At 71.7% G+C, this 14,455-nt stretch carries 16 protein-coding genes and 1 pseudogene; 8 read left to right on the top strand and 9 right to left on the bottom strand.

The window, feature by feature from the left end; translation table 11 throughout:
• Positions 1 to 51 precede the first annotated feature (51 nt).
• Positions 52 to 927, bottom strand: a complete 876-nt coding sequence (locus FRANEAN1_RS16955) for a GNAT family N-acetyltransferase (protein WP_020461045.1) — start codon at positions 925 to 927, stop codon at positions 52 to 54.
• Positions 924 to 1,940, bottom strand: a complete 1,017-nt coding sequence (locus tag FRANEAN1_RS16950) for a hypothetical protein (protein ID WP_020461044.1) — start codon at positions 1,938 to 1,940, stop codon at positions 924 to 926. Before FRANEAN1_RS16950 ends, FRANEAN1_RS16955 begins: the two co-directional genes overlap by 4 nt.
• 150 nt (positions 1,941 to 2,090) lie before the next feature.
• On the opposite strand from FRANEAN1_RS16950, the gene FRANEAN1_RS43545 reads away from it, so the two are divergent.
• Positions 2,091 to 2,372: a transposase gene (locus FRANEAN1_RS43545; protein WP_347177172.1), complete on the top strand. Its 282-nt coding sequence runs from the start codon at positions 2,091 to 2,093 to the stop codon at positions 2,370 to 2,372.
• A 145-nt stretch (positions 2,373 to 2,517) separates the two neighbouring features.
• A complete protein-coding gene (locus FRANEAN1_RS16945) occupies positions 2,518 to 3,738 on the top strand; it encodes an RNA-guided endonuclease TnpB family protein (RefSeq protein ID WP_020461042.1) in 1,221 nt (406 codons plus the stop codon).
• 29 nt (positions 3,739 to 3,767) lie between these two features.
• On the opposite strand, the gene FRANEAN1_RS41170 is transcribed toward FRANEAN1_RS16945, so the two are convergent.
• The gene (locus tag FRANEAN1_RS41170) at positions 3,768 to 3,941 is read right to left on the bottom strand and encodes a hypothetical protein (protein WP_198145533.1); all 174 of its coding nucleotides are present in this window, start codon (positions 3,939 to 3,941) and stop codon (positions 3,768 to 3,770) included.
• Entirely contained in the window at positions 3,938 to 4,417 is a 480-nt protein-coding gene (locus FRANEAN1_RS16940; RefSeq protein ID WP_020461041.1) for a hypothetical protein, read from the bottom strand. Before FRANEAN1_RS16940 ends, FRANEAN1_RS41170 begins: the two co-directional genes overlap by 4 nt.
• A 22-nt stretch (positions 4,418 to 4,439) precedes the next feature.
• On the opposite strand from FRANEAN1_RS16940, the gene FRANEAN1_RS16935 reads away from it, so the two are divergent.
• A complete protein-coding gene (locus FRANEAN1_RS16935; RefSeq protein ID WP_020461040.1) occupies positions 4,440 to 5,168 on the top strand; it encodes a hypothetical protein in 729 nt (242 codons plus the stop codon).
• 84 nt (positions 5,169 to 5,252) lie between these two features.
• Here FRANEAN1_RS16935 and FRANEAN1_RS39040 read toward each other — a convergent pair.
• Positions 5,253 to 5,682 (bottom strand): annotated as a pseudogene (locus FRANEAN1_RS39040) (hypothetical protein); the annotation flags it as partial.
• A 179-nt stretch (positions 5,683 to 5,861) separates the two neighbouring features.
• Between FRANEAN1_RS39040 and FRANEAN1_RS16920 the strand changes: the two are divergent.
• Both FRANEAN1_RS16920 and FRANEAN1_RS16915 read left to right on the top strand, forming a co-directional pair.
• Positions 5,862 to 6,101, top strand: coding sequence for a hypothetical protein (locus FRANEAN1_RS16920; protein ID WP_347177238.1), 240 nt, complete (start codon positions 5,862 to 5,864; stop codon positions 6,099 to 6,101).
• A 46-nt stretch (positions 6,102 to 6,147) separates the two neighbouring features.
• Positions 6,148 to 6,759 (top strand): superoxide dismutase, encoded by a 612-nt coding sequence (locus FRANEAN1_RS16915; protein ID WP_020461037.1) that lies wholly within the window; start codon positions 6,148 to 6,150, stop codon positions 6,757 to 6,759.
• Between the two features lie 181 nt (positions 6,760 to 6,940).
• Here FRANEAN1_RS16915 and prpB read toward each other — a convergent pair whose 3' ends face one another.
• Both prpB and FRANEAN1_RS16905 read right to left on the bottom strand, forming a co-directional pair.
• Positions 6,941 to 7,834 carry a methylisocitrate lyase gene (prpB, locus tag FRANEAN1_RS16910; RefSeq protein WP_041254290.1) on the bottom strand — a complete coding sequence of 298 codons (894 nt, stop codon included), beginning with the start codon at positions 7,832 to 7,834 and terminating at the stop codon, positions 6,941 to 6,943.
• A 92-nt stretch (positions 7,835 to 7,926) separates the two neighbouring features.
• Entirely contained in the window at positions 7,927 to 9,435 is a 1,509-nt protein-coding gene (locus FRANEAN1_RS16905; protein ID WP_020461035.1) for an MmgE/PrpD family protein, read from the bottom strand.
• Between the two features lie 188 nt (positions 9,436 to 9,623).
• On the opposite strand from FRANEAN1_RS16905, the gene FRANEAN1_RS41165 reads away from it, so the two are divergent.
• Both FRANEAN1_RS41165 and FRANEAN1_RS16900 read left to right on the top strand, forming a co-directional pair.
• Positions 9,624 to 9,767 carry a hypothetical protein gene (locus tag FRANEAN1_RS41165; RefSeq protein ID WP_347177171.1) on the top strand — a complete coding sequence of 48 codons (144 nt, stop codon included), beginning with the start codon at positions 9,624 to 9,626 and terminating at the stop codon, positions 9,765 to 9,767.
• An 86-nt stretch (positions 9,768 to 9,853) separates the two neighbouring features.
• Complete coding sequence (locus FRANEAN1_RS16900; RefSeq protein WP_020461034.1) at positions 9,854 to 11,236, top strand: LLM class flavin-dependent oxidoreductase; 1,383 nt, start codon at positions 9,854 to 9,856, stop codon at positions 11,234 to 11,236.
• Positions 11,237 to 11,312: 76 nt separating this feature from the next.
• Here FRANEAN1_RS16900 and FRANEAN1_RS16895 read toward each other — a convergent pair whose 3' ends face one another.
• The gene (locus FRANEAN1_RS16895; RefSeq protein ID WP_020461033.1) at positions 11,313 to 12,125 is read right to left on the bottom strand and encodes a GntR family transcriptional regulator; all 813 of its coding nucleotides are present in this window, start codon (positions 12,123 to 12,125) and stop codon (positions 11,313 to 11,315) included.
• Positions 12,126 to 12,174: 49 nt separating this feature from the next.
• A complete protein-coding gene (locus FRANEAN1_RS16890) occupies positions 12,175 to 12,624 on the bottom strand; it encodes a flavin reductase family protein (RefSeq protein ID WP_157473332.1) in 450 nt (149 codons plus the stop codon).
• Between the two features lie 458 nt (positions 12,625 to 13,082).
• On the opposite strand from FRANEAN1_RS16890, the gene FRANEAN1_RS16885 reads away from it, so the two are divergent.
• The gene (locus tag FRANEAN1_RS16885) at positions 13,083 to 14,354 is read left to right on the top strand and encodes an AMP-binding protein (protein WP_157472674.1); all 1,272 of its coding nucleotides are present in this window, start codon (positions 13,083 to 13,085) and stop codon (positions 14,352 to 14,354) included.
• The last annotated feature ends 101 nt before the right edge of the window (positions 14,355 to 14,455 follow it).

Below are 14,455 nucleotides of genomic sequence, written 5' to 3'. Positions count from 1 at the left end.
CCCTGGCCGGCTGACCCCAACCCCACGACGCATTGGACGGGCCGGGCCCGGTCAGGCGTCGAGGACGATGTCGGTGACCGGGGCCGTGACGCAGGGGAGGATCTCCCCCTCGGCCAGGTCGCACATAGGTTCCGAGAGGTAGTGGACCGTCCCGGACACCAGCGTGGACCGGCAGGTGCCGCACACCCCGCTCCAGCACATCGAGTCGAGCTGGACACCGGCCGAGTCGGCGAGCAGGAGAATCGTGTCCTCCGCCGGATCCCAGCGCAGTTCCCGGCCCGAGCGGGTGAACGTCACCCGCAGGTCTGACAGCCGGGACAGCAGGTCCACGGGATGGCCGGGTTCGCTGCCGTGACCGAGGAGACCCGGGCCGTGGGACTCGTCGACGAACGCCCGGTGGTCCGCGGGGAGGGCGTCGCGGCCCACCGGGGTGAAGCCGTGGCGGTGAAACCATCCGGCTGCTGTCCGGGGCAGCAGGACGACCTGGTCGAAGCCGGCCGCCGCGGCCTGGGTGAGGGCGCAGGCCAGCAGCAGCCGACCGAATCCGCGCTGCCGCCAGCCGCGCGCCACCCAGAGGTCGTGCAGCTCCGCCGTTCCCGCCGTTCCTGTCGTTCTCGGGGTCAGTGGTCGCAGGCCCACGGTCGCCATCACCACGTCGTCCACCGTCAGGACGTGGAACTCCGCCGCGTCGGCGACGTCACCAGGGTCGCGCCGGACGGGAATCCGTCCGACGGCGGAAGGCACGACAGCGGACGGTTCGACGGCCTGGGGGTCGGAGATCGGGTGGACGTCCACCAGGTCCTCCGGGCGGGCCCGCCGGAAAACCACGCGCAGCGGGGTGTCCCGGGCCGAGCCGACCACGAACCGGACGGGGACGGCGACGTCCGCCCGGGGCCGGAAACCGGTGTGGGGGTGCGTGATACTCACGTGGTCTCCCGCTGGGGTGCACGGACGGCCTTGTCGAGGACGGTTCCGTCGGCGACGGCCGTTTCAAGAGCGACGGTTTCGAGGTCGACGGTTTCGAGGGCGTGGATCACCCAGCGACGGTCCGCGGCCGCCTCCGAGGTCCGGGTCTGTGGCATGAGCCGCCACAGCCGCCGCAGCAGGCCCGCGCCGACGACCAGAGCGGCGCCCCCGCTGGCGGTGACGAGCCACGGAAGCGGCAGGAACCCCGCGCCGGCGGCCACCAGCAGACCGGCCAGGGGCATCGAGGCCAGGTTCAACAGCACGATCACGCCGACGACACGGCCGAACTCCGCCTCCGGGACCAGGCGGGCCCGCACCACGCGGATGAACACGGTGAAGACGCTTTCGGCCGTCAGGAAGGTGACGGCCAGCACCACGAACCAGCCGAACCCCGGTGCCACACCCAGCGCCGTGCACGCGGCGAGGGAGAGCAGGGCCGAGGCCACGCCGACCGCGACCAGCCCCATCCGGTCGATCACCCGGCTGGTCACCGCGAGTACGGCCATCGAGCCGAGGCCGCCGAGCAGGTAGACGACGCCGAGGGCACTGCCGCTGCGCCCGTGGGAGATCTGGACGAGCGCGGGGCCGCTGGCCAGCAGCAGGCCGAGGGCCAGGTTCACCGTGAAGGCGACGGCCACGACGAGCCGCAGCACCGGCGAGCCGAAGACCCGCCGGACGCCGGCGGCGAGATCGGACCGCAGGTCGGCGAGACGCAGCGTCGTCGCGGGGGCGGCCGCGTCGCCGACGACATCCGGCCCGGCCAGCAGCATGGCCTGGTCGATCCCGCCGAGCAGCGACTGCGCCCGCTGCATCCGCGCCGGGACGACCAGCACCAGCATGGCTTTCTCGCCGGCGACGAACGACTGTTCGAACGACGCCCCGGCGATCAGGGCCAGCACGATCAGGCTGGTCCGTGCCGCTGACGGGTCGACCGTGACGAGCAGTGCGACGAGCCAGGCCGCCGCGCACCGCACCCCGTCGCTGACGACGTAGACCCGCCGGAGCGAGAAACGGTCGACCAGCGGGCCGGCCAGGGGCAGGGAGGTCAGCCGGGGCAGCCATCAAGATTTCCCGAGGGGGCTGGCGCCTTCAGGCGTCAGGGGAATCGGGCACGGACCGTGACCATGGGTGTACGTCGCCGGTATGTTCGGATCATGGTTCGGGGGGTGGTGGGTGTGGGTGGCGTCTACGGCCGTGGGTATCGCAGGGTGTGGTGCCCGAAGTTCCGCCGCCCCGTACTTGCTGGTCCTGTCGGTGACCGTTGTGACGAGCTGGTCCGGCGGAAGTGCACCGAACATGAGTGGACGGTCGTTGCGCTGGGGGTCATGCCCGCCCCTGTGTGCCTGTTCGTGAAGGTTCACCTGAGGCACTTCCCGTTGTCTTCGCCGACCAGCTCACGGGGTTGACGTCCCGGGTGCTATGTGAGGGGTTCGGGTATCTGCGGTTCTGGTTGTCGGCCCTGCGGTCGCGGTCGTACGTCGCCGCCGCCGCCGTCGGCACGGTGTCCACCGAGGCCGTCCGCCGGTACATCGACACCCGGTACGAGCGGCCGTGGCGTACGGAGCGGGCCCGGCGAGGCGGGCGTTCAGGTTCCTGCTGCGCCCGACCATGCGGCAGGCCGCCGCGCTGACGGCGATGCTCGATGACCATCGGGCGCTGTACAACGCCGCGTTGCAGGAACGACGCGACGCCTACCGGCATCCGTCGAGGGTGACGGTTCGCTACGGCGACCAGTCCGCGCAGCTCAAGGAGATCCGCGCCTGCGACCCGGATCAGGGGCGCTGGTCGTTCTCCTCCCAGCAGGCCACCCTGCGCCGGCTCGACAAGGCGTTCGCCGGCTTCTTTCGCCGCGTCAGGGCAGGCCAGACCCCCGGCTACCCGCGGTTCAAGGGCGCGGGCCGGTTCGACACGGTCGAGTGGCCGAAGGACGGGGACGGCTGCCGGTGGAACTCCCAGCCCGAGCATCCCACCCGGACCCGGGTTCGGCTTCAAGGTGTCGGTCACGTCAAGGTTCACCAGCATCGGCCGGTGGCGGGCACGGTCAAGACGGTCTCGGTGCGGCGGGAAGGCCGCCGCTGGTATGTGGTCCTCTCCTGCGACGACGTGCCCGCGCGGCCGCTGCCTGCCACCGGGGTGGTGGTGGGGGTGGATGTGGGTGTGGCGTCGCTGGTGACCCTCTCTGATGGCCGTCAGGTCGGTAACCCGCGTTTTCTCGCCGCGGCGGCCGGTCGGCTCGCGCGTGCGCAACGGGAACTGGCCCGTAAGAAGCGGGGGTCGACCCGGCGCCGGAAGGCCGTCGCGAAGGTCGCCGCGCTGCACGGCAGGGTTCGCCGGCAGCGCCTCGACCTCGCGCACACGGTCGCCCGCGATCTTGTCCGCGACCATGATCTGATCGCTGTGGAAGCGTTGCGGGTCGTGAACATGACTCGCCGGGCCGCGCCGAGACCCGACCCCGACCGGCCCGGAGTGTTCGTGGCGAACGGGCAGGCGGCGAAGTCCGGGCTGAACAGAAGCGTTCTCGACGCGGGATGGGGGGTGTTCCTCGCTGTGCTGCGTGCCAAGGCTGAAAGTGCCGGACGGGTGGTCGTCGAGGTCAACCCCGCCAACACCTCCCGCACCTGCGCGGTCTGCGGGCACTGCCACGCCGACAACCGCAGAACACAGGCCGCGTTCACCTGCGTCGCGTGCGGGCATGCCGCGCACGCCGACGTGAACGCGGCGGTCAACATCCTTCGGGCCGGGCTGGCCCGTCAGGCCACCGAAGCGGCCTGAGAAGCCGACGGCTCCAACCGTCGGAAGAGTCACTCCACGAACAGCGCGACCCCGGACCAGGCCGCACTTCCCGTCTCCTGGTAGACCAGCACGGGGACGGCGAACTGCAGCAGCTGGTTCGCCAGCGCCCCCACCGCGCGCAGCACGAAGTAGGTCCGCAGCGGCCCCCCGCGTCCCTCGTCGTCGTGGTCGTCCGGTGTCATGGTGCGCATGTCATCCGGCGGCGGCGACGGGCCGGGACGGCGTCGGCGACCGCCGCCTTCATCGTCGACTTGTCCCGGAAACGGTGAACGAAGGCGGGCCGGCAGCCGGGGACATCCAGGTGTTCGCGCAGACGGGCGGCGGTGGTCAGGTCGTACTCCGACAGGCCGGCGACGCCGGCGAACGGGCCCCACCGGGCCGCCAGGTCCTCCGCCACCGGTAGGACGGTCTCGAACCGGGTGTCGGGCACGATGGCGATCTCCAGCGGCTCGTCGGCGTCCGCCGGACGCCCGAACCGGCTGCCGTCGACGGCCGCCAGACCGCCGGGGGTCGTGATGTGCACCAGACGGCAGCCCGGCGGGGTGTAGCGCGCGTAGTTGCCGAACTCGTCGTCGAACCGGTTGAGGACCAGGTGAACCGGGGTGCCCGAGTGGATCTGGCCGGACCCGGCCCCGGGGCTGGGGCCGGGCCTAGTCAAAGCGCGCCTGCTCGCCGAGGTGATGCCAGCGCTGCTCCGCCTCGGCGGCGGAGTCTGCGACGAAGAGCACGTGGCCGAGGCGGCGCTACCCGATCGGCATCCACTCGTGCGCGAAACCGCCCAGGCGGCGCTGCGCCGCGCCGGTTCGGACCCGGCCGAGCACTACCGCCGGCTCGCCACAGCCCAGGCTCCGGAACCGGGGGCGATCGCGGGGCTCGGGGAGACCGGCGCGGCGGACGACGCCGACGTCGTCGCCCGGTGGCTGTCGCATCCGCGTGCCCGCGCCCGGGTGGAGGCGATCCGGGCGCTGCGTCGCCTCGGCGTCACGCGGCCGGTCGAGCTGGTGCCGATGCTGCGCGACGACTCCGCCGCGGTCACCCGCCAGGCGGTGACGACTCTGCGCCGTGAGCCCGGCGCCGTTGAGCGGCCGGTGCTGGAGGCGCTGCTCGCCGCGGGCAACGCCCCGCATGTGCGGTTCGCCGGCTACCGGCTGCTGACCACCAGGGAAGACGCCTGGCAGCGGATGGCCGTCAACCTGCGCCTGCTCGACGACGCCGGCGAACGGCTGCGTGCCAGCGCACGGGCCGACCTGACAGCGTGGCTCGACAACGAAGCCGCCACCACGTACCACGCGCCGAGCCGCGACCGCGCCGCCGAGCTCGACAGCCTGATCGAACGCACCCGCCCGGTCCTCGGCGAGCACAGGGCCCGACTGCTGCGATTCCACACCGGTCTCGAAACCGCCGGCTGACGAGCCTCACAGGGCCGGGCCCGAGGGGAGTCGGCTCACCGCGGGGTGTGGGGTCGGCACACCCCCCCACCCCGCGGGCGAGACTCAGAGCTGTGTTCTCACCTGGCGGGCCGCGGCGACCAGGTTGGTGAGGGTCGCCCGGACCTCGGGGTACCCACGGGTCTTGAGCCTGCAGTCCGGGTTGACCCACAGCCGCCGGGCCGGGAAGGCGCCGGTGGCGACGCCCAGGTGCCCGGTGACCTCCTCCACCGAGGGCACCCGCGGTGAGCGGCAGGGTCTCGCGCAGGGCGGGCTCGTCGACCTGGATCACCCCGATGCCGGCGACCTCGATGCCGGCGACCTCGTCGCGCAGGGCGAGCGCGACCTGCCGCGCGGTGTCGCCCCGCGGCTGGTCGTCGCGGACGAACGACCAGGCCAGCATGGTGACCGGGCCGGTGAGCATGCCCTTGACGGGCTTGCCGGTGAGGCTCTGCGCGTAGCTGGCCCACTCGACGGTCATCGGCTTCGGGCGGGAGCCGTCTTCGGGACACACCGGCGGGTTCGCGTCGAGACCCGCACCCCGACTAAGCACCAAGTTTGCAGCTGCATAAGAGTTGCAACTACTGTTCAGTCGCTGGCCGATCGAGGGGAGCAGGATCTATGGGGAGCGTCCCTGACGGCCCGGCGGCATGCCTGCCGGTAGCAATCGAGATCATGACCGCCTACACCGACTCCGCCACCGACCCCGCGTTCTTCTGGACCACCGTCCAGCGCGTGATGGCGGACGGAGCCGACCGCGCCGACCCCGCGGCGGCGATGGCGGAGCTCGTCCTCGGTCTCGCGACCCTGTGCGGGATCACCCTCGACCACCTCGCGGACCGCTCCGGAGCCGACACCGGGCCGCGCGACCTCCTCGCCGCGATCCGGAACGCCTACGTCACCGATCCCGTCTGACCCGTCCGCGCCGCCGGACATCCACCGCACAGCGAAGGAGCCCCACGTGGCCGTGTACACGTTGCCGGACCTGCAGTACGACTACGCCGCCCTCGAACCGTCGATCAGCGGCCAGATCCTCGAACTGCACCACGACAAGCACCACGCGACCTACGTCGCCGGGGCCAACACCACCCTGGACAAACTCGCCGACGCCCGCGAGAAGGGCGACTTCGCCGCCATCGTCGGCCTGGAGAAGACCCTCGCGTTCAACGTCTCCGGGCACATCCTGCACAGCATCTACTGGCAGAACCTCTCCCCCGACGGCGGCGACAAGCCCGACGGCGCCCTCGGCGACGCCATCACCGAGTCCTTCGGCTCCTTCGACGCCTTCAAGGCACAGCTCACCGCCGTCACCACCACCGTCCAGGGCTCCGGCTGGGGCATCCTCGCCTACGACCAGCTCTCCGACCGCCTCCTCGTCGAGCAGGTCTACGACCACCAGAGCAACGTCGGCATCGGCAACACCACGCTGCTCGCCTTCGACGCCTGGGAGCACGCCTGGTACCTGCAGTACAAGAACGTCAAGGCCGACTACGTGACCGCCCTGTGGGACATCGTCAACTGGGCCGACGTCGCCGCCCGCTACGCCGCCGTGAAGCAGGCGCCGCAGACCTAGCCACCGGGCACACTCGCTGGTCGGCCGTTGCCTCCCGCGCGCGGCCGGCCAGCGGGGTCAGCCGGCGAGGCGGCGGGCGCCGAGCGGACGCTGCGCTCCTCCGCGCCCGGCCAGAGCCTTGCGCACCGAGGATTCGACGGTGGCTATGGCAGACGTCCTTCCAGGGAGAAGACCGGAATGTTCAGATCCGGAAGTTGAAGGTGTTGGTGTCGAAGGTGTTGTAGGCGGAATAGTCGAGGAGCTCGTAGAGGCGGGAGCGGGTCTGCATCCGGTCGACGAGACCGGCCTGTGTGCCGTCCGCCAGGAGCTGGCGCAGCCCGTCCTCGACGGCGCCCATCGCGAGGCGCAGCAGGGTGACCGGGTAGATGACGAGGTTCACGCCGGCGGATTCCAGCGCCGCGGTGGTGAGAAGCTCGCTTTTCCCGAACTCGGTCATGTTCGCCAGGATCGGCACGTCGACCGCGCTGCGCATCGCCTCGAACTCGGCGAGGTCGGCCATCGCCTCCGGGAAGATCATGTCCGCGCCGGCGTCGGCGTAGGCGCGGGCGCGCTCGGTGGCGGCGTCCAGGCCCTCGCCGGCGCGGGCGTCGGTGCGGGCGCAGATGACGAAGTTGTCGTCACGGCGGGCGGTGACCGCGGCGTGGATCCGGCGGACCATCTCCTCGGTGCCCACCACGGACTTGCCATCGAGATGACCGCACCGCTTCGGGTTGACCTGGTCCTCGAGGTGGCAGCCGGCGAGCCCGGCGTCCTCGAGGATCTGGATGGTGCGGGCGACGTTCATCGGCTCGCCGAAGCCAGTGTCGGCGTCCACGAGGGCCGGCAGGTCGGTGACCCGGGCGATCTGTCCGGCCCGCCCGGCGACCTCGGTCAACGTGGTCAGACCGATGTCGGGCAGGGCGAGATCGGCGGAGAGCACCGCACCGGAGACGTAGACGCCGTCGAAGCCGAGCTCGGTGATGAGAACAGCGGTCAGCGGGTTGAACGCGCCAGGGAAACGCAGCAGGCGACCGGAACGCAGCGCCTCCCGGAACGCGGCGCGACGGGAATGGGCCGGCTTCTTCGCGTGCAGCACTGCGGGTTCCTTTCCGAAATCCGGCGGATTCGGCCGCCGGGCACCGGGCACCGGGCACCGGCCGCCTGCTGTCGCGGGGCGGGGCGGGGCGGTCAGAAGATCCCCTGGGTGCTCCCGGTGGTGAGTGCGGGCTCGGGAGTGAGGGTGAGGCCGGCGAGTTCGTCCGGGGTCAGTTCGGGCAGGCGGGCGGCGGTGTCGAGGAACCTGTCCTGCTCGGGGCCGGGGATGACGCCCTCGGCGAGGCGGCGGAACTTGCCGACGTACTCGTCCCGGCCGAACGGACGGGCGCCGAGCGGATGCGCGTCGGCGACGGCGATCTCGTCGGTGAGCACGGTGTCGTCGTCGAGCTCGACGACGACCCGGCCACCGAACGCCTTCTCGGCGGGGTCGGTGGCGTGGTAACGCCGCGTCCACTCCTTGTCCTCCAGCGTGGTGATCTTCCGCCAGAGGGCGACGGTGTCCGGCCGCGTCGCCCGCTCGGGGGCGTAGGAGCGCTCGTGGTGCCAGTCGCCGTCCTGCAACGCGACCGCGAAGATGTAGGGAATCGAGTGGTCGAGGGTCTCCCTGCTGGCCTTCGGGTCGTACTTCTGCGGGTCGTTCGCCCCGGAGCCGATCACGTAGTGGGTGTGATGGCTGGTGTGGATCGCAATGGAGCGGACTCGGGCAAAGTCCCCGATCCGCGGGCCGAGGCGGCGGGCCAGGTCGATCAGCGCCTGGCTCTGGTACTCGGCGGAGTGCTCCTTGGTGTAGGTCTCGAGGATCCCCCGCTTGGCCTCCCCGGCCGCGGGCAGCGAGACGACGTACTGCCCGCCGGGCCCGTCGAGCAGCCAGGCGATGAACCCGTCCTCACCCTCGTAGGCCGGTGACGGCGCGCCCTCACCGCGCATGGCCCGGTCCACCGCCTCGACGGCGAGCTTGCCGGCGAACGCCGGTGCGTACGCCTTCCAGCTCGAGATCTCGCCCTTGCGTGACTGCCGGGTTGTTGTGGTCGTGTGCAGGGCCTGTCCGACAGCCTGGTGGACGGTCTCGGTCGGCAGGCCGAGCAGGGCGCCGATGCCGGCGGCGGCGGACGGGCCGAGGTGCGCGATGTGGTCGATCTTGTGCCGGTGCAGGCAGATCCCACGGACGAGCGCGACCTGGATCTCGTAGCCGGTGGCGATCCCGCGCAGCAGGGCGGCACCGTCCAGCCCCAGATGCTGGGCGACGGCCAGCACCGGCGGGATGTTGTCCCCGGGGTGGGAGTAGTCCGCCGCCAGGTAGGTGTCGTGGAAGTCCAGCTCGCGCACGGCGACGCCGTTCGCCCAGGCTGCCCACTCCGGGGAGACGCGGACGCCGGCCGGCGTGCCGAACACGGTAGCGCCGTCACGCCCGGGGGCGGGGATGTGCCGCAGCGCCTGGTCGCGGGCGGCGGCCACCGGCTTTCGGGTCAGCGACGCGGCGGCCACCCCGGCGTTGTCGATGACCCGGTTGATCACCATGTCGGTCACGTCGGCGGTGACCTCGACCGGGTCGGTGGCGACCGCGGCGATCTTCCAGGCGAGCTGGTCCTCGCGGGCCAGCCGCTCGGCGCTCCGATACACGCGGACCTTGTGGTCGATCATGCGTTCACTCCTTCTTCCGAGTTGTCCGCCGAACCGGGATAGAGAGGGGTGGAAGCCGTGCCCGGACTTCCTGCCGAACAGGCCCGCGTCGACCATGCGTAGCCGACACGGCTACCCACCGGTGCCCGATGGACGGGTGTCGGTGTGTTCGGAGCTGATGCCGGCCAGCAGTTCCGGGAGCTGGCCCAGTGCTGGCCGGGCTGTTCACCTTCTTCACCAGCATGGTCGAGCAGGCGGCGGCCAGGAAGACCGTCGTCGACCTCCTCGCCGCCTCCGGGATCGACCTCCCGGTCGCCGGTGCCGGCCTACCGCCACCGAGCGCTCCCGCCTGACCACACTGCTCCGATCCGGTTGACCTCGCCGCGCACCAAGCGTCTAATGGCGAGAACCTGATATATCAACCGCGAGAGGGGCATCCGTGTCGCCAAGGCGCGAGGACCAGCTCACCCTGGTCGCGTTCATGCAGGCTTCGAACGTGTCGGTGTACTCGGGGTCGTGGCGGTACCCGAGCTCGGCGCACGACTTCCTCGACCTCCGCTACTACCAGCGGATAGCGCGGGTGCTCGAGGAGGGCACGTTCGACCTGATGTTCTTCGACGACCGCCTGGCGATGCCGTCGATCTACAACGCGTCTCCCGCCGACGCCGTCCGCTACGGCGCCCGCCCGGTCAAGCTCGATCTGACCGCGGTGCTGGGCGCCGCCGCGGCCGCGACGTCGCACCTGGGCCTCGGAGCGACCTACTCCACGACGTACTACCCGCCGTTCCACGTCGCGCGGACCTTCGCGACGCTGGACCACCTCAGCGGCGGGCGGGCGGCCTGGAACGTCGTCACCTCGGTGAACGACTCCGAGGCCCGCAACTTCGGGGTCGACCAACACCTCGGTCACGACGAGCGCTACGACCGCGCCGAGGAGTTCATCGACGTCGTCACCCGGCTCTGGGACTCCTGGGAGGACGACGCCCTGGTGATGGACCGGGAGTCCGGCGTCTTCGCCGACCCGGGCAAGGTCCACGAACTCGACCACCACGGCAAGTACTTCCACGTGCAGGGACCCCTCACCGTCCCGCGCCCGCCGCAGGGCCGGCTGCCCATCATCCAGGCCGGCCAGTCGGGCCGCGGCCAGCAGTTCGCCGCCAGGTGGGCCGACCTGATCTTCACCGCCGACCCGAGTCAGAGCGTCGCCGCCGAGCACTACCGCAGCCAGAAGGAACTCGTCACAGCCGAGGGCCGGTCCGCCGACGCCGTCCGGATGCTCCCGATGGCGTACGTCATCGTCGGCGAGACCGAGACGATCGCCAGGGAGAAGGAGAACATCTTCCGCGACGAGCTCGTCCACCCGATGGCGTCGCTGACGCTACTCTCCGAGCTCACCAACCACGACTTCTCGGGTTACTCACTCGACGACGAGATCACCGACGAGCTCATCAACTCCGTCTCCGGCATCCGCGGCCTCGTCCAGGGCGTGAAGAAGCACCTCGGCGGCGGCAAGATGACACTGCGGACGCTGGCGAACCACCGCGCCACCCTGCTGCAGGGCCCGCGCTTCGTCGGCACCGGCACACAGATCGCCGACCAGATGCAGGACTGGTTCGAGACCTACTCCTGCGACGGTTTCGTCCTCGCGGCCACCCACTTCCCCGGCGCGTTCGAGGACTTCGTCCGGCTGGTGGTGCCCGAGCTGCGCCGCCGCGGACTGTTCCGCTCCCGCTACACCGGCTCGACCCTGCGCGAGAACCTGGGCCTGGCACGGCCCGCCAGCAGCTTCACCGCGTCGGTCAGCAGCGGTGTCCGCCCCTGAACGGACCGGCCGCGTGGAAGCGGGTCCCCAAGATCCCAGGCCGGATCTGATGTGCGGCGAGGGCTGCGATCGCCCGTCAGCCGCCGGCGCCGGCGCCCGCCGCTGGACCGGCGGCTGTCGATCCGGCCCCGGCCGGCCCGGGGCCGAACACCCGGGCGACGAGGAGCCGGCCGGCGCTGACCACATGCTCCTCCGACACCCGGCGCGCGCGGGCACCGTTGTGGGCGGCGATGGCGTCGACGATGTCGTCGTGCTCGCGCAGGGCGCAGCCCACCTGCTCCGGGACGAGGTCGAAGAACGACCACGGGATGATCCGCCCGGTCTGGCGGATGAGCGCGATCAGACGCACCGAGTCGCTGGCCTGGTTGACGGCCCGGTGGAACAGGAAGTTCGCCGTCCGCAGGTCGCCGCCGGTCTCGACCGCCGATCGGACGTCGGCCGCCAGGTGCCGGAGCTCGGCCAGGTGGGCTTCGGAGATCCGTTCCGCGGCCCAGGCCGCGGCCGCGCCGGAGAGCATGGCGATGAGGGCGAAGTTGTCCTCGACGTCGCGCCGGCGCAGGCCGATCACCGTCACCCCGCTGCGGGGGGCGACGCGGACCAGGCCCTCGAACTGGAGCGCCAGGCACGCCTCGCGGACGGGGGTGCGGCTCGTGCCCAGCCACGCGGCGGTCTCGTCCAGGTCGATGCGGGCCCCCGGGCCGAGGCGGCCACTCATGATCTCGTCGCGGAGCACGTCGGCCACTCTGTCCCGGGCGGTGGCGCCCAGCCGGAGCCGGCGGGGCCGGCCCTGCCCGGCGTCGGCTACCGCCGCCGGGCCCGCTCCAGCCCCCGCCCATTCATCCGAGCCGGGCATACCGTCGCGCGGGCCGAGGTATCCGGGCGTCGCCACGCCGACCAGCGTATATCAGAAGAGCAGAACAGCCGCGCCGTCAAGTGGCTCAGGTGGCGTCCCCGAGCAGGTGGAACCGGCGGCGGAAGTAGACGGCGGGACGGTCCTCGCCGACCTGGGTCCGCTCGACCCGGCCGAGCAGGATCGAGTGGTCACCCGCCGGTTGGATCGTGTGGGCGGCACAGTCCAGCGTCACGCACGCCCGGTCGAGCACGGGGAGGCCGCGTTCGTCGGGGTGGAAGCCCGCGTCCGCGAACTTGTCCGCGCCGCGCGTCGCGAACCGCACCGCGAGGTCGGCGTGTTCCGGGGGCATCACGTGCACGATGAACCGCCGCGCCGCCTCGAACGCGGGGTGGCACTGGGCGGACGTCGCGAGACAGACAAGGACGAGCGGCGGATTCATGGACACCGAGCAGAACGAGCTCGCCGTGAAGCCCCACCACCGACCGGTGTCGTCGGCGGTCGTCACGATCGTGACACCGCTGGGGAACGAGGCCATCGCGTCGCGGAACCGACGGTCGTCGTCGGACGCCGCGGACGCGGCGCCGGGCACGGACGACGGGTCATGCGCGGACCGTAGGTCACGTGCGGACGCGGTCTCGCGCGCGCTGGTCGTGGCTGTGTCTGGCCGCCGGCCCATCCTGGTCCACCTCTCGGTCAGTGATGCGCCTGCGGCCACCGCCCCACCGAAGACACCCGGTAAAGGGCGTGGCGTGCCGGGCGGATGACGTCCTTCCAGTTCAACTCTGACACTTTGATATATCAGGTGTCAAGACGGCGGCAGGGATGGCCAATGGCACGCCCGGCGCCGTGGGGCGTTGCGGGGTGCCACCTTCGTATCCAGAGGCAAGCCACTGCAGCGAGCCAGCAAGCCGGGACTCGACTGTTCCGTCGACCGAACCGGGTGGCGGGCCCGACAATGCGAGGGTGCTGACTGCATTGCGTCAAGGCCGGGCCGTGGTCCGGATGTCGGACGCCGCGCTCGCGGGCGATGATCTGGCCGGCGCGGTGGGCGCCGTCGCCGAGCGGCTACGGGGGCTGCGCCGGATCGCGGTGGTGGCCACTCCGACGTTGCAGACCGTGGTCGCGATCGCCGGGGCGGTGGAGGCCGGCGTCACCGTGGTCACGATCAACCCGCAGGCCGGCGACGCCGAGCGGGCGTACGTCCTGGCCGACAGCGACCCCGACCTGCTGCTCGACGACGTGGATCTCATGCAGCGCGGCGCGCTGCCGAGCGAGCCGGCCGATGACGACGCACCCGCGCTGGTCATCTACACCTCCGGGACCACCGGGCCCCCGAAGGGCGCGGTGATTCCGCGCCGCGCGGTCGCGTCCAACATCGACGCGCTGGCCAACGCGTGGGCCTGGTCGCCGGACGATGTGCTCGGGCACGCGCTGCCGCTGTTCCACGTGCACGGGCTGGTGCTCGGGACGCTGGGCCCGCTGCGGATCGGGTCCGCGCTGCACCATGTGGCGCGGTTCGCGCCGGTGCCGGGCGCGACGTTGTACTTCGCCGTGCCGACCATGTGGTCCCGGGTGCCCGAGCCCGAGGCGTTCGCGTCCGCCCGGCTGCTCGTGTCGGGTTCGGCGGCGCTGCCCGTGCCGGTGTTCGACCGGTTCGCCGCACGCGCCGGCCAGCGGGTCGCCGAACGTTACGGGCTCACCGAGACCCTCATCAACACCGCCGCGCGGGCCGACGGCGACCGCCGTCCGGGCCTGGTGGGTGCGCCGCTGGGCGGCGTCGAGGTCCGGGTCACCGGCGTCACCGGCGACGACGAGTTCGGACCGGTGGAGGTGCGCGGCCCGAACGTCTTCACCGGCTACCTGGGCAACCCGGCCGCCACCGCCGCGGCGCTGACACCCGACGGCTGGTTCTCCACCGGAGACCTCGGCCTCTTCGAGCCGGACGGGCAGCTGCGCATCGTCGGACGGCAGAGCACCGACCTCATCAAGTCGGGTGGGTACAAGATCGGAGCCGGTGAGGTCGAGAACGCGCTGCTGGCCCATCCGTCCGTCGCCGAGGCCGCGGTCGTCGGCGTGCCCGACGACGATCTCGGCCAGCGCATCGTGGCGGTTGTCATCACGCACGAGCCGATCGACGCCACGACGTTGATCGACCATGTCGCGACCGCGCTGGCCCCGCACAAGCGCCCGCGCGAGATCCGGTTCGCCACCGAACTGCCGCGCAACCAGATGGGCAAGGTGCAGAAGAAAAAGCTGCTCACCTGATCACCGGTCGCTGAAGAGTTACCGGACGGCCCGCGCTCGACGATGCCGACCCGCTGTTCCGGAAAGCGAAGTACGCCGGCACTCCCCGCGTGACGCGGTCC

Source organism: Parafrankia sp. EAN1pec (assembly GCF_000018005.1).
Lineage (GTDB): Bacteria > Actinomycetota > Actinomycetes > Frankiales > Frankiaceae > Parafrankia > Parafrankia soli.
The sequence above is the reverse complement of the archived record's forward strand: the minus strand, read 5'-3'. Positions and strand labels throughout refer to the sequence as shown.

What these genes read in the sequence shown, in the direction of transcription:
- FRANEAN1_RS43545 (WP_347177172.1), top strand. Translation starts at nt 2,091, where the DNA reads ATGGGTGTACGTCGCCGGTATGTTCGGATCATGGTTCGGGGGGTGGTG.
- FRANEAN1_RS41170 (WP_198145533.1), bottom strand. Translation starts at nt 3,941, where the DNA reads ATGACACCGGACGACCACGACGACGAGGGACGCGGGGGGCCGCTGCGG.
- FRANEAN1_RS16935 (WP_020461040.1), top strand. Translation starts at nt 4,440, where the DNA reads ATGCCAGCGCTGCTCCGCCTCGGCGGCGGAGTCTGCGACGAAGAGCAC.
- FRANEAN1_RS16920 (WP_347177238.1), top strand. Translation starts at nt 5,862, where the DNA reads ATGACCGCCTACACCGACTCCGCCACCGACCCCGCGTTCTTCTGGACC.
- FRANEAN1_RS16905 (WP_020461035.1), bottom strand. Translation starts at nt 9,435, where the DNA reads ATGATCGACCACAAGGTCCGCGTGTATCGGAGCGCCGAGCGGCTGGCC.
- FRANEAN1_RS16890 (WP_157473332.1), bottom strand. Translation starts at nt 12,624, where the DNA reads ATGGCCTCGTTCCCCAGCGGTGTCACGATCGTGACGACCGCCGACGAC.